Genomic DNA, 18,899 nt, shown 5'->3' with positions numbered 1-18,899 from the left:
ATCGTGCCTCTTACCATGGTTTCCGGGCGGTTTCTTGGCGGCTCCTCATCCACAGTTGATCCACATCAGCTTGTGGATAAGTTGTGGACGAACCACCATCCTTAGCGGAACAGGGCAGGGGTGCTGACCTGATCCCGGCAATTTTGGGCCTAAGCGAAAATTATTTTCGTTCTCAAATTGTTTCCCTTGCCTTTTGCAAGAGCGCGGGAAGTCCGCGCGTCGCTGCAATGCAGGATGACCGCCGTGCCATGCAGATGCCATCCCGTTAGCCGCCCGGAGTCTTCATACCGTCATTTACCCCCTTGCAAGCATATGAAGCTGTGGCACTATCCCTTGTATCGGGTTAACGGGGGTTACCCAACAGATTGTGATTGCACCGGCCGGACCATTTTCCGGGCGAGAGGCGTTTTGTCTCATGCGATCCGCTGCTGGCACACCCCGCTGCCGTTCCGGGCGGCCTTACAAGATGAGGCTTGACCGAATCGAACGAAACAGGAACATTCGGGGGCTCGGAATGGATTTTCGTGACAGCGAACAGACAGGTGCAAGTGACGTGGCGACGGTAATCGACGAAGTGGTGGAAGCAGTGGCGGAAAAGAAGGCTGCGCCAGCCAAGGAAGCCGTGCGTTCTTCATCGTCCATCCAGGCGCGCCGGTTCGACGTGGTCACGGACGAGAGCCGCGATGCGCTGCTCACCGAGTTCGGCAAGGACACGCTGAAGGACCGCTATCTGCTGCCCGGCGAAAATTATCAGGATCTGTTCGCTCGCGTCGCCGCCGCCTATGCCGATGACCAGGCGCACGCCCAGCGCGTCTATGACTATATCTCGCGGCTGTGGTTCATGCCCGCGACCCCTGTGCTGTCCAATGGCGGCACCGGGCGCGGCCTGCCGATCAGCTGCTATCTGAACAGCGTCGATGACAGCCTGGAAGGCATCGTCAATACCTGGAACGAGAATGTGTGGCTCGCCTCGCGTGGCGGCGGCATCGGCACCTATTGGGGCAGTGTGCGCGGCATTGGTGAACCGGTTGGCCTCAATGGCAAGACCAGCGGCATCATCCCCTTCGTCCGCGTGATGGACTCGCTCACCCTCGCCATCAGTCAGGGCAGCCTGCGCCGCGGTTCGGCCGCCTGCTATCTCGACGTCTCCCACCCGGAGATCGAGGAGTTTCTGGAGATCCGCAAGCCGTCGGGCGACTTCAACCGCAAGGCGCTGAACCTTCACCATGGCGTGCTGCTGACCGACGAGTTCATGGAAGCGGTTCGCACCGGCAGCGAATTCCAGCTGAAATCGCCCAAGGATGGCTCCGTTCGCGGCACGGTCGATGCGCGCAGCCTGTTCCAGAAGCTGGTGGAAACCCGCCTTGCCACTGGCGAGCCCTATATCGTCTTCTCCGACACCGTGAACAACATGATGCCCAAGCATCATCGCGATCTCGGCCTGAAAGTTTCGACTTCCAATCTTTGTTCAGAAATCACACTGCCGACGGGTCGCGACCATCTCGGCAATGACCGGACGGCGGTCTGCTGCCTTTCGTCCCTGAATCTGGAAACCTGGGACGAATGGAACAAGGACCCCGTCTTTGTTGAGGACGTCATGCGCTTCCTCGACAATGTGCTGCAGGATTATATCGACCGTGCGCCGGACGAAATGGCGCGGGCGAAATATTCGGCGGCGCGTGAACGGTCAGTGGGCCTGGGGGTGATGGGGTTCCACTCCTTCCTCCAGGCCCGTGGCCTTCCTTTCGAAGGGGCGATGGCCAAGAGCTGGAACCTGCGCATCTTTAAGCATATCAGCGAGAAGGTGAACGACGCCTCGATGCAGCTGGCGGTCGAGCGCGGGCCGTGCCCGGACGCCGCCGACATGGGCGTGATGGAGCGGTTCAGCTGCAAAATGGCGATCGCGCCCACCGCGTCGATCAGCATCATCTGCGGCGGCACATCGGCCTGTATCGAACCGATCCCGGCGAACATCTACACGCACAAGACGCTGTCCGGCAGCTTCGTGGTGAAGAACCCCTATCTGGAAAAGATCCTGCGCGACAAATCGAAGGATTCGACCAACGTCTGGAACACGATCCTCGAACGTGGCGGGTCGGTCCAGCATCTCGACTTCCTGAGCCAGGAAGAAAAGGACACGTTCAAGACCAGCTTCGAAATCGACCAGCGCTGGCTGCTCGAACTGGCCGCCGACCGCACGCCCTTCATCGACCAAGCGCAGTCGCTCAACCTGTTCATCCCGGCGGACGTGGAAAAGTGGGACCTGATGATGCTCCATTTCCGCGCGTGGGAGCTGGGCATCAAGTCGCTTTACTATCTGCGGTCAAAGTCGGTGCAGCGCGCGGGGTTTGCGGGGGGCGTGGAAGCCGACAACACGATCGACGCACCGAAATTCGAGCTGGCTGGGGGAAGCACAGACTATGACGAATGTCTTGCGTGCCAATGAGTTAATGGGGGGGATGGGCGCGGCGGTGGCAACACTGACCGCGCCCACACATTCAGCCCCGGAGGCTTTACCCCTCGTCCTGTTCTTCTTCAAAGAGGACGGCGTTGGCACCGGTCGCAGACAGCCGCACAGTGCCATCCTCATCAACCCCGGCGATCAGTCCCTGGCTGATATAATGATGATGCCCGGAGTGACTTCCCTGGCCGCTATCCGCCTTGATCAGCTTGATACGCTGATGTCCTTCGGCGCCTTCGACATGATCGACAGTGCCGACATGGACGCCATCAGCGCCAATAACCTCAGCATGTTCCTTGATGCTGGTAAGATCAACCATCATATTGCTCCTGTGCCGGGAATGACAGGGACTGAACGTCCCGCGCCCGCGCAGGTTGCGCTTGTCCATTAATTCGCGGAGCCGACCCAATGCCCCTTCTTCAAGCCAGCAAGGTCTACAAGCCTTTCGAATATCCCTGGGCCTATGAATTCTGGAAGCGCCAGCAACAGCTGCACTGGCTGCCCGAAGAAGTGCCGCTGGGCGAGGATTGCCGCGATTGGGCACAGAAGCTGTCCGATCACGAACGCAACCTGCTGACCCAGATCTTCCGCTTCTTTACCCAGGCGGACGTGGAAGTGCAGGATTGCTACCACGAAAAATATGGCCGCGTGTTCAAGCCGACCGAAGTCAAGATGATGCTGACTGCGTTCAGCAACATGGAAACGGTCCACATCGCTGCCTACAGCCATCTGCTCGACACGATCGGCATGCCCGAAACCGAATATTCGGCCTTCATGCAGTATAAGGAGATGAAGGATAAGCATGACTATCTGAGCCAGTTCGGCGTCGATACGGACGAGGATATCGCCAAGACGCTGGCGATGTTCGGCGGCTTTACCGAGGGGCTCCAGCTCTTCGCCTCCTTCGCCATGCTGATGAACTTCCCGCGCTTCAACAAGATGAAGGGCATGGGCCAGATCGTCACCTGGTCGGTGCGCGATGAGACGCTGCACTGCGAAGGCATCATCAAGCTGTTCCACGCCTTCACCAAAGAGCGCGATTGCCTGACGCCGTCGGTCAAGGACGACATCATGGACATGTGCCAGAAGACGGTGCGGATCGAGGACGCGTTCATCGACCTCGTCTTCGAAATGGGGCCTGTGCCTGGCATGACGCCCAAGGACATCAAGAAATATGTCCGCTACATCGCCGACTGGCGCCTGGGGCAGTTGGGCCTGAAGCCCATCTACATGATCGACGAGCACCCGCTGCCGTGGCTTACTCCGCTGCTGAACGGGGTGGAGCACGCCAACTTCTTCGAAACCCGCGCGACGGAATATTCCAAGGGCGCGACGCGCGGCCAGTGGAATGAAGTGTGGGATGCGTTTGATCGGCGGAAGCAGCTCAAGGCTGGCGATGCGGCGAATGCGGACGAGGCGAGTGATCCCGATATGTTCAAGGCTGCGGGGATCGCTGCGGAGTAATAATGTTAAGTTGTGGTTGGCGCGGACCTCAAAGGGGGGGGACGCGCCAATCTTTTAACATAAAAACGGCGGCGTGCTTCGTCAAAAGCCGCCGCCGTAAAGTTCCCAATGTCTCACGCGCCAGCTTGCCAGCAATGCCGTGTGAGACTCCTTCCAACGCGAAAGGAGGTGCGCCATGTGGTCCATGGCCCGGTCATCATAGCGAACTAAGTGCCGGGGGCGCGTTGCTTTGGCAGCGCGTCCGCGGCTCCTGACTAACTGGCTATTTCCTACAAGTCAAAGGAGTGAGTTATGGCTAAGCAGCCTCCTCGCCAGACATCGAGCAAGGTTTCGACCTTGGCATCTGGTATTTTATCCGGGAAAATTCCTAACCCCACTAAGGCTCAGATTAAGTCTGTAGCCGCATCGGCTTTGGGGCAGGATCAGACTAAGGGACAGAAATAAATGATAATGCGCGGAGCGTGCATGTCACGCTCCGCGTCTACGCTCCATCAAACCGGATCGGCTGTCCCTGTGCACGTAACCCTTCCTCAATCCATCTCATCTATCCTCCCGCCCATGTTCGGCGTCCGCCTCTCCTCGCTCTTCACCAGCCGCTGGATGGCGCTGCTATGGTCGGTGCTGGTGATACTCACGGCGATCCAGTTTGTCGGTTCAGGCGATCAGAATCATGATGAGGCGGCTGCACCCGCCCCCGCTTCCGACACGTTCACGGCGGACCAGCAGAAGGCCATCGAACGCGCTTTCTAAAAGTGCCTGAAAATCCTATTTCCCTGTCCTACAGCCTCCCACAAATGTTAAGCCGGCTGCGGCTCTTTGACCCTGTAGGAAATGGCAGAATTCTGCGACCAAGAACGGTGTGAACTTCGACACTCCGCCACTCTTCCGTGTGCGCAATCTGTCAACCTGTCCGCCCGCTGAATGCAATGTTTTGTTCCGTTCATGCAACGTCCATCGGCATCCATGTGTTTAGCTCAACAGCCTGACAGATTATGGCAAGGAGCATCACATGAACTTCTCGATCAAGCGCACCATCGCCGCTTTTTCGCTGGGCGCGATGACGCTGACTGGCGTTGCTGCGACCCCTGCTTTTGCATAGCCTGGCCATGGCCGACATGACGAGCGCCATGGCGGCAAGCATGACCGCGACTGGCGGGGCGACCGCGATCGCCATGACCGTGGCTGGCGCGGCGATGATCGCCGCCACGACAATGGCCGCCACAATGGCTGGCGCCGTCCCGGTGGCGTTGTCTACAGCTATGACTGGAACCGCCCGGATCGCCGCTATGGCAGCCGCTATCGGCCCGATCGCTATTATCGCAGCGGCTATGAGCCGATCCGCGTGACGCGCGGGACGCGTATCTATCGCGGCTATGACGATCGCTATTATTGCCGCCGTTCGGACGGCACGACTGGCCTGATCGTCGGCGCGGCGCTGGGCGGGTTGCTCGGCGGGCAGCTGGATCGCGGCTATTCGAACACTGCTGGCGTGCTGATCGGCGCGGGTGCGGGCGCTCTGCTCGGCCGCGAGATCGACCGCGGCGGTATCAGCTGCCGCTAACTACGGCACCATGGCTGGCGCGCTCCGGTCCAGGGGCGCGCCAGACCTTCGGCGACCAGCAGCGCGCCGATCGACCGGCCCTGCCGCGTCACGATGCGCAGGGTCCGCCCATAGCGATCCCGTTCCCGCTCTACCGGCAAGAGTGAAAAGGCGCCCGTATTGAGCAGCGCTAACAGCCGCTCGGTCGCTCGCACGCCCAGCGCGCCCTCTGCGCTGCAACGCGGCCCGTGGGTTTCCGGCGTGTCGATGTCGGCGATGCGGATTTTGGTCCCCTCCATCCAGAATGTATCTCCATCGACCACGCAATCCGGCCCGCCCATGCCGTGGCACAGGCCGAAGCGTGAGGAGGGATTTGACGCCCGAACAGCCTCCGCTGATCCGATCAGCAGGATATGGAGGGCGAGGAGGGGAGAGAGCAGTTTGCACAGGCGGATCATCCCGCCAGCCTAGGGCACGCGGTTGACGATGCGCGGTGAAGCTGATCCGTTTACCCTCCGTTATGGCGGCTTTGGGCCGTTAGAGCTTCGAGTCCTTTATCTGGATCACTCAATTCCGTTCGGGCTGAGCTAGTCGAAGCCCTGTTCTTTCTAGAAAAAAGTACAGTCCTTCGACAGGCTCAGGGCGAACGGTAACAGGGGCAGTGCCGATTTAAGGCGCGACGCTCTAGCGGCTGGAGGCCGGAAGGCGCGGGGAGAGCGCCTTATCCCGCCTCGGCGCTATTCCTCGTCCTCGGTGTTGCCGAGATATTCTTCCTCATCATCCATCTGCGGTTCGCCCGCGAAGGCGTCATTGTCGATCCGTCCGGAACGGTTCATTTCCTCCATCCGCTCGACCAGGTCGGGCGTGTCTTCGGGGATGATCTGCGCGGGGTTTGGGGTTCCGCCTCGTTCGCTGTCCTCCGACAAGTCGGTGCTGCGCGCGCGGGCGTCGTCGGCGACATCCTGCGCCTGCGATCCCCGGTCCCTCTGCTCGTCATTTTCCTCGATATCGTCGGGAAAGCGGTCCTTGTCCGACTGATCCTTTGGCTGGTCCATGGCATGTCTCCTTGCCTGCCCAACCGATCAACCGGGGCGCCCGTTCCATGGCTGTCCAAAAGGCGCTGGACAGGGGACACGGCAGGGGGCAAGAGCCGCCCGATCCCTTTCATCGCTACCCCTTCGAAGGAAATCCCATGTCCCGCAAACTCATCTCCTCGGGTTCGCCTTTCGAGGCGCAGGTCGGCTATTCGCGCGCCGTGGTTCAGGGTGACTGGTGCTTCGTCGCCGGCACGACCGGGACTGATCCCGAAACCAAGACGATGCCCGAAAGCGTCGTCGATCAGGGCGTCAACGCGCTGAAGGTCATCGGCAAGGCGCTGGAAGAAGCAGGCTTTTCCTTCGCCGACGTCGTGCGCGTGACCTATTATATCACTGACCCGGCCTATTGGGATGAACTGGGCAAAGCGACCGCGCCCGTGTTCGGCGAGATTCGCCCCGCGGCAAGCTGCGTCGTCGCTGGCCTCATCAAGCCGGAGATGAAGATCGAGATCGAAGTCACCGCGTTCAAAGGCTGACCCCCATGATTACCATGTATGGCATCAAAAATTGCGACACCATCAAGAAGGCGCGCAATTTCCTGGACAATGAGCGGGTCTCCTACAGCTTCCACGACTATAAGGTGTCGGGTGTGGACAAGGGCAAGCTGGAAGAGTGGGTGATGGAACATGGGTGGGAAACCATCCTCAACCGTTCCGGCACGACCTTCAAGGCGCTGGACGCGGGCGACAAGGCGCATATCGACGCGGAAAAGGCGATCCTGCTGATGAGCACCAACCCCTCCATGATCAAGCGGCCGATCCTGGATGTTGGCGGGCGGACCGTCGTTGGCTTCAAGGCTACGACCTATGAAGAAGCGTTGAGCAAGGTGAAGGCCTGATCGGCCTCGCGGCGGCTTGTCAAATGAGGCGCGGGGGCGAATAACGGGAATATGCTTTCGCAGAAGACCCGTTACGCCATTCGCGCTCTCCAGCATCTTGCCGACCGCTACCGTCAGGGACCCGTTCCACTGAACGAAATCGCGACGCGGCAGAATATTCCGGCGAAGTTCCTGACGGTCATCCTGTCCGAACTCTCCCGCGAAGGGCTGGTGGCGACGCAGCGGGGGCGGGACGGGGGCTATTGGCTCGCGCTGGCGCCGGTCGACATCAGCTATGGCGACATCGTGCGGCTGACGCGCGGGTCGCTGGCGCTGACACCCTGTGCCAGCCGATTCGCGCATGAAACCTGCACCAACTGCCTGCCCGAATCGGAATGCAGGCTGCATCGCGTGATGCTGCGTGTGCGGGACGAGACGGCGAAGGTGCTGGACGGGATCAGCCTGGCCGAACCGCTGGGGCTGGAGGAGGCGGGCTAGCTCTTGCGCCTCGCGCCCGGCTTCGCCACATCTCCGCCCATGACCACGCCACCGCTAAAAGCCGCTCTGATTCCCGTCACTCCGTTGCAGCAGAATTGCACGCTCTTCTGGTGCACGGCCACCAATCGGGGCGCTTTCGTCGATCCGGGCGGAGACTTGCCACGGCTGAAGGCCGCCGCCGAGCAGCAGGGCGTGACGATCGAGAAGATATTGGTGACCCACGGCCACATCGACCATTGCGGTGAGGCGGGTACGTTGGCCAAGGAACTCGGCGTACCGATCGAAGGGCCGCATGAGGCCGATCGCTTCTGGATCAGCCGTCTGGAAGAGGACGGCCGCAATTACGGCGTGAACGGAAAGATCTTCGAGCCTGATCGCTGGCTGGCCGACGGCGATCAGGTGACGGTCGGCGATCTGGTGCTGGACGTCTATCATTGCCCCGGCCACACGCCTGGCCATGTCGTGTTCCATCACGCGCCCAGCAAGCTGGCGATCGTCGGAGACGTGCTGTTTCAGGGGTCGATCGGCCGCACGGACTTCCCGATGGGCAATCACCAGCAGCTGATCGACGCCATCACGGGCAAGCTTTGGCCGCTGGGTGGCGACACGGCCTTTGTCCCCGGCCACGGCCCGATGAGCAATTTCGCCCTTGAGCGCCGCACCAATCCCTTTGTCGGTGACGCGGTCCTCGGCTAACGGCTAGAGCATGATCCGATCAGATCGGATCGGATCATGCTCTATTTATCTTTGTTTTTCCGCATTTTCCGAGCCAGCAGATGATGCCATCTGCTTCGAAAATGCTCTAGCGCGCGGCCATGGCTGGCGGCGCAGGCACCGCGCGGGTCGCGTGATAGGCAACATAGAGGGCCGCCACCGCTAGGACTGCCGTTACCACCCAGGTGAGCAGCGCGCCGCCTGCCCGCCAGGCGTTAGGGCGATCCGCGTCCATGCCTATCCCGTGCGAAGCGCGCGCGATGACATAGGTCAGCGCGCCTATCCACAACCACAGCGGCGACCCGATAGCTAATTCGACCAGCGCGAAGAGGATGAGGATGATCGGCGTATATTCGATAAAGTTCGCGTGTGCCCTTATCCGCCGTGCGAGCAGCGGATCGCCGCCATCGCCATGCAGCACCTTGCTGCCGACGCGAATCCGGGCGCAGCGAAATGCGAGCCACAGGTTGAGAAGCGCGCAGGCAGCGGCCAAGGTCAGCGTGATCGGCAACAGCATCGCATGTTCTCCCCATAATTATGTTGGCGGTACAATAGGCGGCCATCGTTTCGGGGCAAGGAAGGACTTGCGCACCTGCCAAAAAACGCTATAGGCGCAGGGCTTCGCGATCACCCGGGCCGCATGGGTCTGCGGCGCCTGTGGCGTCGATATTCATCGGATTTCGGCCAGTCGCTTAACCAGATCTAATTATGGAATAAGGTGCCGACATGGCTGTCCCCAAGAGGAAAACTTCCCCGTCCCGTCGCGGCATGCGTCGCAGCCACGACGCGCTGCGCGTTGAAGCGTTCCAGGAATGCTCGAACTGCGGTGAACTCAAGCGCCCGCACAATCTGTGCGACGCCTGCGGCCACTATAACGGCCGCGAAGTCGTTGCCGTCGGGGCCTGACGACACACTCCCTCCTGCAAAGGTGTCCTGAAGTGTCCAGCCAACCGCGAATCGCAATCGACGCGATGGGCGGGGATGAAGGCGTGCGCGTGATGATGGCGGGTGTAGCGCTCGCCCGTCACCGCCACGAAGGGCTACGCTTCACCCTTTTCGGAGACGAGACGCGGATCAAGGCCGCCCTCGACAATCATCCGAATCTGCGGGCCGCGTCCGAAGTGGTGCACGCCAGCGATGTCGTGTCTGCGGGGGATAAACCCAGCGCCGCCATCCGCAAGAAAGCCAGCTCCATGAGCATGGCGATCGCGGCGGTGAAGGCTGGCGAGGCGGGCGCTGCGGTTTCGTCCGGTAATACCGGCGCGTTGATGGCGATGGCCAAGCTGGCGCTGCGTACCATGCCCGGCATTGATCGGCCCGCTCTGGCGGCTTTGCTGCCTACGCTCGGCGACAATGACGTGGTCATGCTGGACCTGGGCGCCAATACCGAGTGCGACGCCCGCAACCTGGTGCAGTTCGCGGTGATGGGCGCGGCTTATGCGCGCATCGCTTTCGATCTTGAACGCCCGCGCGTTCGCATCATGAACATCGGCACGGAAGACATGAAGGGCACGGAAGAAATCCGTGACGCCGCCGCGATCCTGCGCGCGGCGACGAGCCTGCCCCTGTCGTTCGATGGCTTTACCGAAGGCGACAAGATCGGACGTGGCGAGGCCGATGTCATCGTCAGCGACGGTTTTTCCGGCAATGTGGCGCTGAAGACGGCGGAGGGCACGGCCCGTTTCGTCACCGATCTGCTGCGCACCGCCTTTACCAGCTCCATCCGGTCCAAGATCGGCTTCCTGATTTCCAAGCCCGCCATGCATCTGCTCAAGCATCATCTGGACCCCAACAACCATAATGGTGCGGTGTTTCTGGGCCTGAACGGTGTCGTGGTGAAAAGTCATGGCAACGCCAATGACAAGGGCGTTGCCAATGCCGTCCATGTCGCTGCGCGGCTGTTGGAAGAAGATATTACGCGGCGTATCGCCGCCGACATGGCGGGCGTCAGCGCGCTGTCGGCCGTGGCGTCCAAACAGGAGCTCGCCGCAAAGTGATTCGCAGGTCCGTTCTTCTGGGTACGGGGTCGGCACTCCCGGTTCGCGCTGTCAGCAATGCTGAACTGGCGGAGACCGTGGACACGAGCGACGAATGGATCGTCGAACGCACCGGCATCCGCAATCGCCATATCGCGGGCGACGGCGAAACAACCGCAAGCCTTGCGACCGATGCTGCTCGCGCGGCACTGGATGCGGCGGGCCTGGCTGCGCAGGATATCGACCTCATCATTCTGGCGACGGCCACGCCGGACCAGACCTTTCCCGCGAGCGCGACCATTGTTCAGGCAGCGCTGGGCATCGATGATTGCGTCGCCTTCGACGTCGCGGCGGTGTGCTCCGGCTTTCTCTACGCAGTGACGGTGGCGGACAGCATGATCCAGTCTGGCGCCGCGCAGAAGGCACTGGTGATCGGGTCGGAGACGTTCAGCCGCATTCTCGACTGGGAAGATCGGACGACCTGCGTCCTGTTCGGGGACGGCGCGGGGGCCATCGTGCTGGGCGCGGAGGAAAGCGCAGACGGCGCGCGCGGCATATTGGCTTCAAAGCTGCATGCTGATGGACGCCATAACCAGCTTCTCTATGTCGATGGCGGGCCTTCGACGACGAAGACGGTCGGCAAGCTGCGCATGAAGGGACAGGAAGTCTTCCGCCATGCGGTCGTCAACCTTGCTTCGGTGCTGACCGAGGTCATGCAAATAGCGGGTTTGGGCACGGACCAGATCGACTGGCTCGTTCCGCACCAGGCGAATGCGCGCATTCTGGACGCCACCGCGCGGAAGCTGAAGCTGTCGCCCGATCGGATTGTCATGACGGTGGATCGCCACGCCAATACTTCCGCCGCTTCGGTGCCATTGGCGCTTGACCTGGCCATGCGGGATGGCCGGATTCAGCCGGGCGACCTGCTCGTTCTGGAGGCGATGGGCGGGGGCTTCACCTGGGGCGCTTGCGTCCTTCGGGTCTAAGCCGACGCATCTCCCCGAAATTCTTTGACTTTCTTGGGCGAGTCATCTTGCCGAATCACTCAGCTTATCGCACAATTTACCATTGTCGTCGGCAATAACCCGGCGGATGAAGGTGGGGACGTTCGATGACTGGCAATGGCACCCTGACACGCGCAGATCTGGCGGAAAGCGTCAATCGTCATATTGGCCTTTCACGATCCGAGGCCGCGGCGCTTATCGAGTCCATATTGGAGCATATGACTTCCGCGCTGGAACGCGGGGAAAATGTGAAGATATCGAGCTTTGGCACCTTCGTTCTGCGCGACAAGACCCAGCGCATGGGCCGTAATCCCAAGACAGGGGTTGAGGTGCCGATCGAACCGCGCCGCGTGCTGACCTTTCGCGCCAGCCAGACCATGCGGGACCGCGTTGCCGCGTCCTGATAGGTTGGGATAGCTGCCAGTTAATCCCGCGCATGGTTGACCTTTGCGCCCTGATAGGTGCAACATTGGACCCATGGAAAAGGCAGAGGGCGCGTTCCTGACGATTAGCGAGCTGTCCGGGGAACTGGGGCTTCCGCAGCATATTCTGCGCTACTGGGAAACGCGTTTTCCCCAATTACGTCCTCTCCAGCGGTCGGGTAATCGCCGCTATTACCGGCCAGCGGATGTGGCGCTGGTCAGGCGTATCAACCAGCTGTTGAACGTGGAGGGTTTCACGGTGCGGGGCGCGCAGAAGGCGCTGGCCGATGGTATAGCCGTGGCGAAGCCTGCCGCTGTTCCAGCTCCTGCTGTTTCGGCCAAGCCTGAGCGGGGTGCGGATTTGCTGGATCGGCTTCAGGTGATCCGGACGGCCTTGGCGCAGGCTATCGGGGAGTAAGTTCAGCGCCTCGTGTTCTAACTCAGTGCTGCCCTTTAAGCCGGTTCGCCCTAAGCTTGTCGAAGGGCTACTGCCCTTTAAAAAGAAGAGGGCTTCGACAAGCTCAGCCCGAACGCAAGTGGGGGCGGGTTGAACTCACTCTGCGCCAGCAGCCACCTTGGTCACTTAGAACAGTTGATTTAACGCGATTCCGGACCAAGCGCGGGGTCCAGATCGCGCGGGCGGGTGAAGCTTATGAACGACGCCGCATCCGGTTTGGTTTCTTCCCAACGATCAACATCCAGATCCAGAACCGCGAGGCTAGCGGTTGGAAACTTGACTTCCACATCGTCGCGTAGCGGGCTGGCGCCATTGTCGGGCACCAGCTCCAGGATCAGTTCTTCGAGGCCGGGATTATGTCCTGCCAGGACGACGTTGCTTGCAGTGTCGGGCAGATCGCGCAGAACATCCAGCAGCGTTGCCACGGACGCCAAATAAATGCGGCGATCCCAATGAGGATCGAGCGGCTGGCCGTAGCCTTCAAGGAAAGTATCGAGCGTCTGCACGACCCGGACGGCGGGAGAAGCGACGAGAAAGTCGAACTGCATTTTCCGGTTGCGGGCATATTGACCGATCAGCAGCGCCGCCTTTTCCCCGCGCCGGTTCAGCGGCCGGTCGAAATCCCGCTCTACCGGATCGTCCCAGTCGGACTTGGCGTGGCGCAACAGGGTCAACCGCTTCATCTTTGCTCCAGGTCGGGAATGCCGGATTCGTGTCCCCGTTGCCCTAGCGACATGCCGGCGCCAAGGCCAGCGTGGGAATGGGCGCTGACCGCAATGATCGCTTCGTCAAGGGTGACGCGGCGAATGGGGGTGCCCGGTGGAAAGGCGCTGAGCAGGCGACTGGGCATGGCGGCCGACAATATGACGAAGCTGCCGCGATCCTCGGCGCGGCGGATCAGGCGGCCAAAGGCCTGGGCAAGGCGCGCGCGGATCAGCCGATCGTCATAGGCGGCGCCCCCTCCGGCGAGACGGCGGGCGGCGTGCAGCACCGTGGGCTTCGACCATGGGACGCCCTCCATCACGACGAGGCGCAACGAATGGCCGGGCACATCGACCCCGTCGCGCAAGGCGTCGGTGCCGAGCAGCGAGGCACGCGGATCGTCGCGGAAAATGTCGATCAGCGTGCCGGTGTCCATCGGATCGACATGCTGGGCGTAGAGCGGCAGACCCGCCCGTGCCAGACGATCGGCTATGCGGGCATGGACCGCGCGCAACCGCCGTATAGCCGTGAACAGGCCGAGCGTCCCACCGCCCGCGGCCTCGATCAGCCGCCCATAGGCGCCCGACAGTGCGGCAATGTCGCCGCGCTTGATGTCGGTGACGACCAGCACCTCGGCGCGGCCGGGATAGTCGAACGGGCTTGCCGCTTCGAACCGCTGGGCACCGTGCGGGAGATGGCTCGCCCCGCTGCGGCTTTCCGCATTGTCCCAATCGCCGCCGCCCTTGAGTGTCGCGGAGGTTATAAGCACGCCCTGTGCAGGTTTCAGAACGGTTTCAGCGAGGGGACGGGTGGGGTCCAGCCAGTGACGGTGGATGCCGATGTCGAATTCCCGCCCTTCGATGCGGTCGACCGTCATCCAGTCGACGAAATCCGCATCAGCCGGGCCGCCGATCCGCGCGAGCAGCGCCAGCCAGGCGGCGATAAGGTCGCACCGCCAGCCAAGGGAGGCAATCGCGCCTTCGATCCGGGCACGGGCTGCGCCGTCGAGCCAATCGGGCGCATCCTCAATGACTGCCTCCAGCCGTTTGCTGAGCCGGTTCAGCGGCCGCAGCAAAGCGTCGAGGGCCAGCGCCGCCTCCTGCGCGGCTTCGACCAGCGGGCCGTCGGGTTCGGCAACTTCCGTTTCGAGGCCATAGCCCGCGTCCGCTTCCCCCACGTCGGCGGCGCGGGCATAGACCGTGCCACGCACGGCTGCGAGCAGCTGTTCTAGTGGTCCGAAGGGCTCTCCTGCGACGATCCGCTTCAGCCACTCATCGGCTGGCAGCGCGCGCGCCGCGTCCGCCGCTGCGCGGATCGCCTGGCCGCCTTCCTCGTCATAGCTGGCCAGATCCGACAGGCGGGCGGCAAGGCCGCGCCGACGGCCACGCGAATTGCCTTCGGGTCCCATGACCCAGCGGCGCAGCTCGATGGCTTCCTGCCCCGACAAGGCGACGGAAAAGGTGGAGTCGGCGGCGTCGAAGAGGTGATGGCCCTCATCGAAGATGATGCGCTGGGGGCGCTGGCCTGTCTCACGGCCACGCGCGGCGTTGATCATGACGAGGGCGTGATTGGCGATGACGATGTCCGCGTCGGCCGAGGCGCGCGCCGACCGTTCGATGAAGCATTTGCGATAATGCGGACAGCCCGCATAGATGCATTCGCCCCGGCGGTCGGTCAGCGCTGTCGATCCGTTGCGGCGGAACAATGTCGGCAGCCAGCCGGGCAGGTCGCCGCCGACCATGTCGCCATCCTTGCTGAACGCCGCCCAGCGCGCGACAAGTTGGGCGAGGATCGCTGCCCGGCCGGAAAAGCCGCCCTGTAGCGCATCCTCAAGGTTCAGCAGGCAGAGGTAATTTTCGCGCCCCTTGCGTACGACGATGCGCCGCGCTGCCGTTGCCGGATCGGGGAAGAGGCGAAGGCTTTCGCGATCAAGCTGCCGTTGGAGCGCTTTGGTATAGGTCGATATCCACACCGTACCCTGCGCCTCCGATGCCCAAAGCGAGGCCGGGGCGAGGTAGCCCAACGTCTTGCCGATCCCGGTGCCAGCCTCCGCAAGCAGCATGTTGGGTTGATCCCGATGCTGTCGCGGGCGGAAGCTCTCCACGGCGGCTGCGGCATAGGCGCGTTGTCCCGGCCGGGCTTCCGCCGCGCTTCCGGTCAGATGCGCAAGCCGCGCCAATACAGCCTCTTCATCGAGGGAGATGGTGCGCGGGGCTGGACGCGGCGGTGTTTCCTCCCATTCGGGCAAGCGGGAGAAAAGCCAGCGTTCTGCTTCGGGCGGTCGGCTTATCCGGGGCGCGATCAGCGGCGCCCATGGCCAGCGGAGGCGGTGCAGCGTCTGGGCGGAGGTCCAGCCGCCCTCCCTCTCGGTCCATGAAGGCGATCCGAGCATGTCCAGTAGAGCAGCGGTGGCGGCTTGCAGCAGCTGCGGAATGTCCGCTTCACTGCCCGGCCGTTCCAGGCCGAGCGCTTCGGCAAGGCCCTTGGGCGTGGGGACAAGGAAGCGGGCGGGATGGACGAAAGCCCAGAGCTCCAGCAGGTCCAGGCCGTTAAGCTCAGGATAGCCGAGCCTCTGCCCCGTCAGTGGCGCATTGAGCAGCAAAGTCGGTGTCTCTGCCGCGCAAGCGATGGCCGCTCCCTTTGCGACCGCCCGGGTGTCTTCACCCTCGCGCAACCAGATCCCACCATGGCTGGCATGAAGGGCGGGCAGGGCAGTGGGGTCGATCACTCCAATCGCTTAGGCGACCGGGAACAAAAGGGAAACCGGAAAAAGGCTCAACTCAGCTTGCGCGGCGGCCAAATCCGGTGGGCTGTGAGGAAAAGGCGCGCAGGGCAAAGCCGCGTCCGCCATGTCTATCCGTCAGTGGCAAACGCAGGCGGGTGCGCGCCATCTCCAGCAAGTCGAACAGCGGGCCATTCACCAGGTCATAGGGAAAACGAACCCCGATGCGGTCGGGTTCGGACCATTGCACCGTCCCGAAAACGATCTGCCCTTCAAACCCGATCTGGCACTGGCTTCGTGCGGGTAGGGTGCAGCCACGAATCTGCGCGCCTCCTTCGCTCAGATCGACGATGGTCCCCTCCAGGCTGTCGAGCACGGTTGTGACGACAACGCTGATATCGACCCCAATGCGTTGACGGCTACGTGGTATCTGCACGGTGCCCGCTATCCCCTTTCCGGCGGCTATCGAGGATAAATGTGCCGTATTAAGGTTAATCAAGGTTAAACATAATCTCTCGGCAGTGCGGCCGATACGCGCGTCGCTGTGCGGAAAGGCGTTCCATTTCCGGCCTTCCAAGGCTAGGGGCGTGTGCATCATGACCGTGTCCGATATCCTCCGCACCGCCGCTCAGGCGTCCAAGGCCTGGCCCTATGAAGAAGCGCGCAAGCTGCTGAAGCGCTATCAGAACGGCGCTCCCGACAAAGGCCATATCCTGTTCGAGACCGGCTATGGCCCGTCCGGCCTGCCGCACATCGGTACTTTCAACGAAGTGTTGCGCACCACGATGGTGCGCAATGCCTATCATGCGCTGTCCGACATACCCACGCGCCTGATCGCGTTCAGCGACGATATGGACGGGCTGCGCAAGGTGCCCGACAATGTGCCGAACCAGGCGATGCTGGCGGAACATCTTGGCAAGCCGCTGACGCAGGTGCCCGATCCGTTCGAGAAGTTCGAGAGCTTCGCGCATCATAATAATGCGATGCTGCGCGAATTTCTGGACCGCTTCGGTTTCGATTATGAGTTCGTGTCCGCGACCGATCGGTACAAGTCCGGCGCGTTCGACGATGCGCTCAAGAATGTCCTGCGTCACTATCAGGCCATCATGGACATCATGCTGCCGACGCTGCGCAAGGAGCGGCAGGCGACCTATTCCCCGGTCCTGCCGATCAGCCCGAAGAATGGCATCGTCCTTCAGGTGCCGATCGAGGTGTTGGATGCCGACGCCGGGCTCGTCCGGTTCGAGGATGAGGGCGAGATGGTCGAACAGTCGATCCTGTCCGGCGGCGCGAAGCTGCAATGGAAGGTCGACTGGGCGATGCGCTGGGTCGCGCTGGGCGTCGATTATGAGATGGCGGGCAAGGATCTGATCGATTCGGTGACCCAGTCGTCCAAGATCTGCCGCGCGCTGGGCGCCCGCCCGCCCGAAGGTTTCAACTATGAGATGTTCCTGGACGAAAAGGGGGAGAAGATCTCCAAGTCCAAGGGCAATGGCCTGAGCCTTGAGCAGTGGCTGACCTATGGGCCGCAGGAAAGCCTGGCCTTCTACGCCTATCGTGAGCCGAAAAAGGCCAAGCAGTTGCACATGGGCGTGATCCCGCGCGCGGTGGACGAATATTGGCAGTTCCGGGTCAACTATCCCAACCAGGCGGTCGAGCAGCAGCTTGGCAATCCGGTGCATCATATCCATGACGGGAAGCTTCCGGACGGCAAGCTACCGGTGACCTTCGGCCTGTTGCTCAATCTGGTCGGCGTCATGGGCGACGCCAGCCGGGAACAGGTGTGGGGATATCTGCAAAATTATGTCCCTGAAGCGAGCGCGCAGACTTATCCTGAGCTGGACGCGCTGATCGGGCATGCGCTGGCCTATCATCGCGACTTCGTGGCGCCGACGTTGAAGCGTCGCACGCCGGAGGCCCATGAAGCCGAGGCGCTGCGCAGGCTGGACGCGGAACTGGCGGCGCTCGGCGATGACGCCACCGCCGAGGATATTCAGAATATCGTGTATGCGATCGGCAAGGACGAGGCCTTTGGCTTTGCTGAACTGCGTGACTGGTTCAAAGCGCTGTATCAGACGTTGCTGGGTGCCGATCAGGGACCTCGCATGGGCAGCTTCATCGCCCTTTATGGCGTGGCAAACAGCCGCCGCCTGATCGCAGAAGCGCTGGGTTAACGCAGGGGAACATTAGCAGCCCCTAAGCGTTCCTATTCCGGTCCACCCCCTTTCGGACTGATGGTGCGCCCTGTGCGTGCCATCGGCCGCGCCTGCTCGGAGACGGGCGGCGCGGCCAAGGGGATTTCCAAAATTGAGGTAGTAGCAGGGGCCGCGCCGCGACCGCTCTTCTGTGTCGAAAAAATAGCGAATGGCTCCGAACCGAAGTTCGGAGCCGCCCCGCGTCGTCGTTGGTTCTGCGTTACCAGAAGAAGCCGCGATGGACCTGCATTACGCGCCCGCTGCGGACGTTGACCAGCAGCACATCGTTATAATGCCTTACCCAGCGTAGGTTGCGGTTCGCGGGCCGGGGCAGGCGATAGCGATAGGGATCGCTGATATAATAGCGGGAATTATAGAAGCTCGGACGCAGTCGAGACCCGACTTCCCAGCGATTGTAGCGGAAGGGCGCGCGCCAATTGCCGCCGCGATAGACGTCGCGGTGCGAACGGCGATAGTCGCGCCAATCTTCGCGCAGTTCCTGCCGGGCGTCGCGTACGTCGCGGCGCTGTTCGCGCACATCGTGACGCGAGCCATGGCGTTGCGCGTCGCGCAGTTCGCGCTGCTCCTGACGCAGGTCCCGCGCACTGTCGCGCACTTCGCCGCGCGACTGGGCCATGACCGCGCTTGGCATCGCAGTTGCCGCGATCAGGCCGAGGATGATTAGTTTACGCATATATTTTCTCCCATCAGCTTGGCGGCCTGAACCGGCTGGGATCAAACTTTCATCCCGTAGGCCGGTTCCGTCACCAACAATGGGGTTATGCATCCCGGCCGCTGAACCGTCAGGGAACGGCGCTGTCAGGAATCAG

At 62.0% G+C, this 18,899-nt stretch carries 21 protein-coding genes and 1 pseudogene; 14 read left to right on the top strand and 8 right to left on the bottom strand.

All coding sequences use genetic code 11. From position 1 onward, the window contains the following. Positions 1 to 514: 514 nt before the first annotated feature. Positions 515 to 2,446 (top strand): ribonucleoside-diphosphate reductase subunit alpha, encoded by a 1,932-nt coding sequence (locus ACZ5TB_RS09610; RefSeq protein ID WP_464791070.1) that lies wholly within the window; start codon positions 515 to 517, stop codon positions 2,444 to 2,446. Between the two features lie 67 nt (positions 2,447 to 2,513). On the opposite strand, the gene ACZ5TB_RS09605 is transcribed toward ACZ5TB_RS09610, so the two are convergent. Then, positions 2,514 to 2,780 (bottom strand): DUF2171 domain-containing protein, encoded by a 267-nt coding sequence (locus tag ACZ5TB_RS09605; RefSeq protein ID WP_464780013.1) that lies wholly within the window; start codon positions 2,778 to 2,780, stop codon positions 2,514 to 2,516. An 89-nt stretch (positions 2,781 to 2,869) separates the two neighbouring features. Here ACZ5TB_RS09605 and ACZ5TB_RS09600 point away from each other — a divergent pair, with 89 nt between their 5' ends. The 3 genes and pseudogenes from ACZ5TB_RS09600 (at position 2,870) to ACZ5TB_RS09590 (ending at position 5,486) form a co-directional block, all read left to right on the top strand. Then, the gene (locus ACZ5TB_RS09600; RefSeq protein WP_464791069.1) at positions 2,870 to 3,925 is read left to right on the top strand and encodes a ribonucleotide-diphosphate reductase subunit beta; all 1,056 of its coding nucleotides are present in this window, start codon (positions 2,870 to 2,872) and stop codon (positions 3,923 to 3,925) included. Between the two features lie 558 nt (positions 3,926 to 4,483). Then, positions 4,484 to 4,675, top strand: a complete 192-nt coding sequence (locus tag ACZ5TB_RS09595; RefSeq protein WP_464791068.1) for a hypothetical protein — start codon at positions 4,484 to 4,486, stop codon at positions 4,673 to 4,675. Between the two features lie 259 nt (positions 4,676 to 4,934). Then, positions 4,935 to 5,486, top strand: a pseudogene (locus tag ACZ5TB_RS09590) (glycine zipper 2TM domain-containing protein). Here the strand turns inward: ACZ5TB_RS09590 and ACZ5TB_RS09585 are convergent. Together ACZ5TB_RS09585 and ACZ5TB_RS09580 are read right to left on the bottom strand one after the other, a co-directional pair. Further along, complete coding sequence (locus ACZ5TB_RS09585; RefSeq protein WP_464791067.1) at positions 5,483 to 5,923, bottom strand: thermonuclease family protein; 441 nt, start codon at positions 5,921 to 5,923, stop codon at positions 5,483 to 5,485. The pseudogene ACZ5TB_RS09590 and the gene ACZ5TB_RS09585 sit on opposite strands and share 4 nt — an antisense overlap. Positions 5,924 to 6,202: 279 nt before the next feature. After that, positions 6,203 to 6,520, bottom strand: coding sequence for a hypothetical protein (locus tag ACZ5TB_RS09580; RefSeq protein ID WP_464791066.1), 318 nt, complete (start codon positions 6,518 to 6,520; stop codon positions 6,203 to 6,205). Positions 6,521 to 6,657: 137 nt separating this feature from the next. On the opposite strand from ACZ5TB_RS09580, the gene ACZ5TB_RS09575 reads away from it, so the two are divergent. Genes ACZ5TB_RS09575 through ACZ5TB_RS09560 form a run of 4 tightly spaced genes read left to right on the top strand, consistent with a single transcriptional unit; the run spans position 6,658 to position 8,573 of the window. Then, positions 6,658 to 7,038 carry a RidA family protein gene (locus tag ACZ5TB_RS09575; protein ID WP_449474239.1) on the top strand — a complete coding sequence of 127 codons (381 nt, stop codon included), beginning with the start codon at positions 6,658 to 6,660 and terminating at the stop codon, positions 7,036 to 7,038. Positions 7,039 to 7,043: 5 nt separating this feature from the next. Further along, on the top strand, positions 7,044 to 7,400 hold the full coding sequence (locus tag ACZ5TB_RS09570) for an ArsC family reductase (RefSeq protein WP_196224626.1): 357 nt from the start codon (positions 7,044 to 7,046) through the stop codon (positions 7,398 to 7,400). A gap of 51 nt (positions 7,401 to 7,451) precedes the next feature. Then, on the top strand, positions 7,452 to 7,877 hold the full coding sequence (locus ACZ5TB_RS09565) for an RrF2 family transcriptional regulator (protein WP_464791065.1): 426 nt from the start codon (positions 7,452 to 7,454) through the stop codon (positions 7,875 to 7,877). Positions 7,878 to 7,916: 39 nt separating this feature from the next. After that, positions 7,917 to 8,573 carry an MBL fold metallo-hydrolase gene (locus tag ACZ5TB_RS09560; RefSeq protein WP_464791064.1) on the top strand — a complete coding sequence of 219 codons (657 nt, stop codon included), beginning with the start codon at positions 7,917 to 7,919 and terminating at the stop codon, positions 8,571 to 8,573. Positions 8,574 to 8,679: 106 nt separating this feature from the next. On the opposite strand, the gene ACZ5TB_RS09555 is transcribed toward ACZ5TB_RS09560, so the two are convergent. Next, a complete protein-coding gene (locus tag ACZ5TB_RS09555) occupies positions 8,680 to 9,108 on the bottom strand; it encodes an MAPEG family protein (RefSeq protein ID WP_464791063.1) in 429 nt (142 codons plus the stop codon). Between the two features lie 209 nt (positions 9,109 to 9,317). Between ACZ5TB_RS09555 and rpmF the strand changes: the two genes are divergently transcribed. The 5 genes from rpmF (at position 9,318) to ACZ5TB_RS09530 (ending at position 12,411) form a co-directional block, all read left to right on the top strand. Then, positions 9,318 to 9,497, top strand: coding sequence for a 50S ribosomal protein L32 (gene rpmF / locus ACZ5TB_RS09550; protein WP_081570365.1), 180 nt, complete (start codon positions 9,318 to 9,320; stop codon positions 9,495 to 9,497). Between the two features lie 65 nt (positions 9,498 to 9,562). Beyond that, positions 9,563 to 10,588 carry a phosphate acyltransferase PlsX gene (gene plsX, locus ACZ5TB_RS09545; RefSeq protein WP_464792523.1) on the top strand — a complete coding sequence of 342 codons (1,026 nt, stop codon included), beginning with the start codon at positions 9,563 to 9,565 and terminating at the stop codon, positions 10,586 to 10,588. After that, complete coding sequence (locus ACZ5TB_RS09540; protein WP_464791062.1) at positions 10,585 to 11,553, top strand: beta-ketoacyl-ACP synthase III; 969 nt, start codon at positions 10,585 to 10,587, stop codon at positions 11,551 to 11,553. The genes plsX and ACZ5TB_RS09540 overlap by 4 nt, the downstream gene beginning before the upstream one ends. A 125-nt stretch (positions 11,554 to 11,678) precedes the next feature. Then, positions 11,679 to 11,975, top strand: a complete 297-nt coding sequence (gene ihfA / locus ACZ5TB_RS09535; RefSeq protein WP_449474233.1) for an integration host factor subunit alpha — start codon at positions 11,679 to 11,681, stop codon at positions 11,973 to 11,975. A gap of 73 nt (positions 11,976 to 12,048) precedes the next feature. Then, positions 12,049 to 12,411, top strand: a complete 363-nt coding sequence (locus tag ACZ5TB_RS09530; RefSeq protein WP_464791061.1) for a MerR family transcriptional regulator — start codon at positions 12,049 to 12,051, stop codon at positions 12,409 to 12,411. 179 nt (positions 12,412 to 12,590) lie between these two features. Here the strand turns inward: ACZ5TB_RS09530 and ACZ5TB_RS09525 are convergent, their stop codons facing one another. From ACZ5TB_RS09525 to ACZ5TB_RS09515, 3 genes are read right to left on the bottom strand one after another with little or no spacing between them, the layout of a single operon-like run. Further along, positions 12,591 to 13,133, bottom strand: a complete 543-nt coding sequence (locus tag ACZ5TB_RS09525) for a SixA phosphatase family protein (protein WP_464791060.1) — start codon at positions 13,131 to 13,133, stop codon at positions 12,591 to 12,593. Further along, positions 13,130 to 15,880 carry an ATP-dependent DNA helicase gene (locus tag ACZ5TB_RS09520; RefSeq protein WP_464791059.1) on the bottom strand — a complete coding sequence of 917 codons (2,751 nt, stop codon included), beginning with the start codon at positions 15,878 to 15,880 and terminating at the stop codon, positions 13,130 to 13,132. The genes ACZ5TB_RS09525 and ACZ5TB_RS09520 overlap by 4 nt, the downstream gene beginning before the upstream one ends. Before the next feature lie 52 nt (positions 15,881 to 15,932). After that, positions 15,933 to 16,310 (bottom strand): PilZ domain-containing protein, encoded by a 378-nt coding sequence (locus ACZ5TB_RS09515; protein WP_464791058.1) that lies wholly within the window; start codon positions 16,308 to 16,310, stop codon positions 15,933 to 15,935. Positions 16,311 to 16,470: 160 nt separating this feature from the next. Here ACZ5TB_RS09515 and ACZ5TB_RS09510 point away from each other — a divergent pair, with 160 nt between their 5' ends. Further along, positions 16,471 to 18,048, top strand: a complete 1,578-nt coding sequence (locus tag ACZ5TB_RS09510) for a lysine--tRNA ligase (protein WP_464791057.1) — start codon at positions 16,471 to 16,473, stop codon at positions 18,046 to 18,048. A gap of 241 nt (positions 18,049 to 18,289) precedes the next feature. On the opposite strand, the gene ACZ5TB_RS09505 is transcribed toward ACZ5TB_RS09510, so the two are convergent. Then, positions 18,290 to 18,763, bottom strand: coding sequence for an RcnB family protein (locus ACZ5TB_RS09505; protein ID WP_464791056.1), 474 nt, complete (start codon positions 18,761 to 18,763; stop codon positions 18,290 to 18,292). Positions 18,764 to 18,899: the final 136 nt, after the last annotated feature.

The sequence above is a fragment of the Sphingobium sp. TomTYG74 genome (assembly GCF_055393875.1).
This window is presented reverse-complemented; position numbering and strand designations above follow the sequence as displayed.

Bases quoted from the DNA above. Each gene is read 5' to 3' on its own strand.
- ACZ5TB_RS09605 (WP_464780013.1), bottom strand. From the start codon at position 2,780: ATGGTTGATCTTACCAGCATCAAGGAACATGCTGAGGTTATTGGCGCT.
- ACZ5TB_RS09575 (WP_449474239.1), top strand. From the start codon at position 6,658: ATGTCCCGCAAACTCATCTCCTCGGGTTCGCCTTTCGAGGCGCAGGTC.
- ACZ5TB_RS09585 (WP_464791067.1), bottom strand. From the start codon at position 5,923: ATGATCCGCCTGTGCAAACTGCTCTCTCCCCTCCTCGCCCTCCATATC.
- ACZ5TB_RS09510 (WP_464791057.1), top strand. From the start codon at position 16,471: ATGACCGTGTCCGATATCCTCCGCACCGCCGCTCAGGCGTCCAAGGCC.
- plsX (WP_464792523.1), top strand. From the start codon at position 9,563: ATGGGCGGGGATGAAGGCGTGCGCGTGATGATGGCGGGTGTAGCGCTC.
- ACZ5TB_RS09560 (WP_464791064.1), top strand. From the start codon at position 7,917: ATGACCACGCCACCGCTAAAAGCCGCTCTGATTCCCGTCACTCCGTTG.
- ACZ5TB_RS09505 (WP_464791056.1), bottom strand. From the start codon at position 18,763: ATGCGTAAACTAATCATCCTCGGCCTGATCGCGGCAACTGCGATGCCA.
- ACZ5TB_RS09600 (WP_464791069.1), top strand. From the start codon at position 2,870: ATGCCCCTTCTTCAAGCCAGCAAGGTCTACAAGCCTTTCGAATATCCC.
- ihfA (WP_449474233.1), top strand. From the start codon at position 11,679: ATGACTGGCAATGGCACCCTGACACGCGCAGATCTGGCGGAAAGCGTC.
- ACZ5TB_RS09525 (WP_464791060.1), bottom strand. From the start codon at position 13,133: ATGAAGCGGTTGACCCTGTTGCGCCACGCCAAGTCCGACTGGGACGAT.
- ACZ5TB_RS09570 (WP_196224626.1), top strand. From the start codon at position 7,044: ATGATTACCATGTATGGCATCAAAAATTGCGACACCATCAAGAAGGCG.
- ACZ5TB_RS09565 (WP_464791065.1), top strand. From the start codon at position 7,452: ATGCTTTCGCAGAAGACCCGTTACGCCATTCGCGCTCTCCAGCATCTT.
- ACZ5TB_RS09610 (WP_464791070.1), top strand. From the start codon at position 515: ATGGATTTTCGTGACAGCGAACAGACAGGTGCAAGTGACGTGGCGACG.
- ACZ5TB_RS09530 (WP_464791061.1), top strand. From the start codon at position 12,049: ATGGAAAAGGCAGAGGGCGCGTTCCTGACGATTAGCGAGCTGTCCGGG.
- ACZ5TB_RS09555 (WP_464791063.1), bottom strand. From the start codon at position 9,108: ATGCTGTTGCCGATCACGCTGACCTTGGCCGCTGCCTGCGCGCTTCTC.
- ACZ5TB_RS09595 (WP_464791068.1), top strand. From the start codon at position 4,484: ATGTTCGGCGTCCGCCTCTCCTCGCTCTTCACCAGCCGCTGGATGGCG.
- ACZ5TB_RS09580 (WP_464791066.1), bottom strand. From the start codon at position 6,520: ATGGACCAGCCAAAGGATCAGTCGGACAAGGACCGCTTTCCCGACGAT.
- rpmF (WP_081570365.1), top strand. From the start codon at position 9,318: ATGGCTGTCCCCAAGAGGAAAACTTCCCCGTCCCGTCGCGGCATGCGT.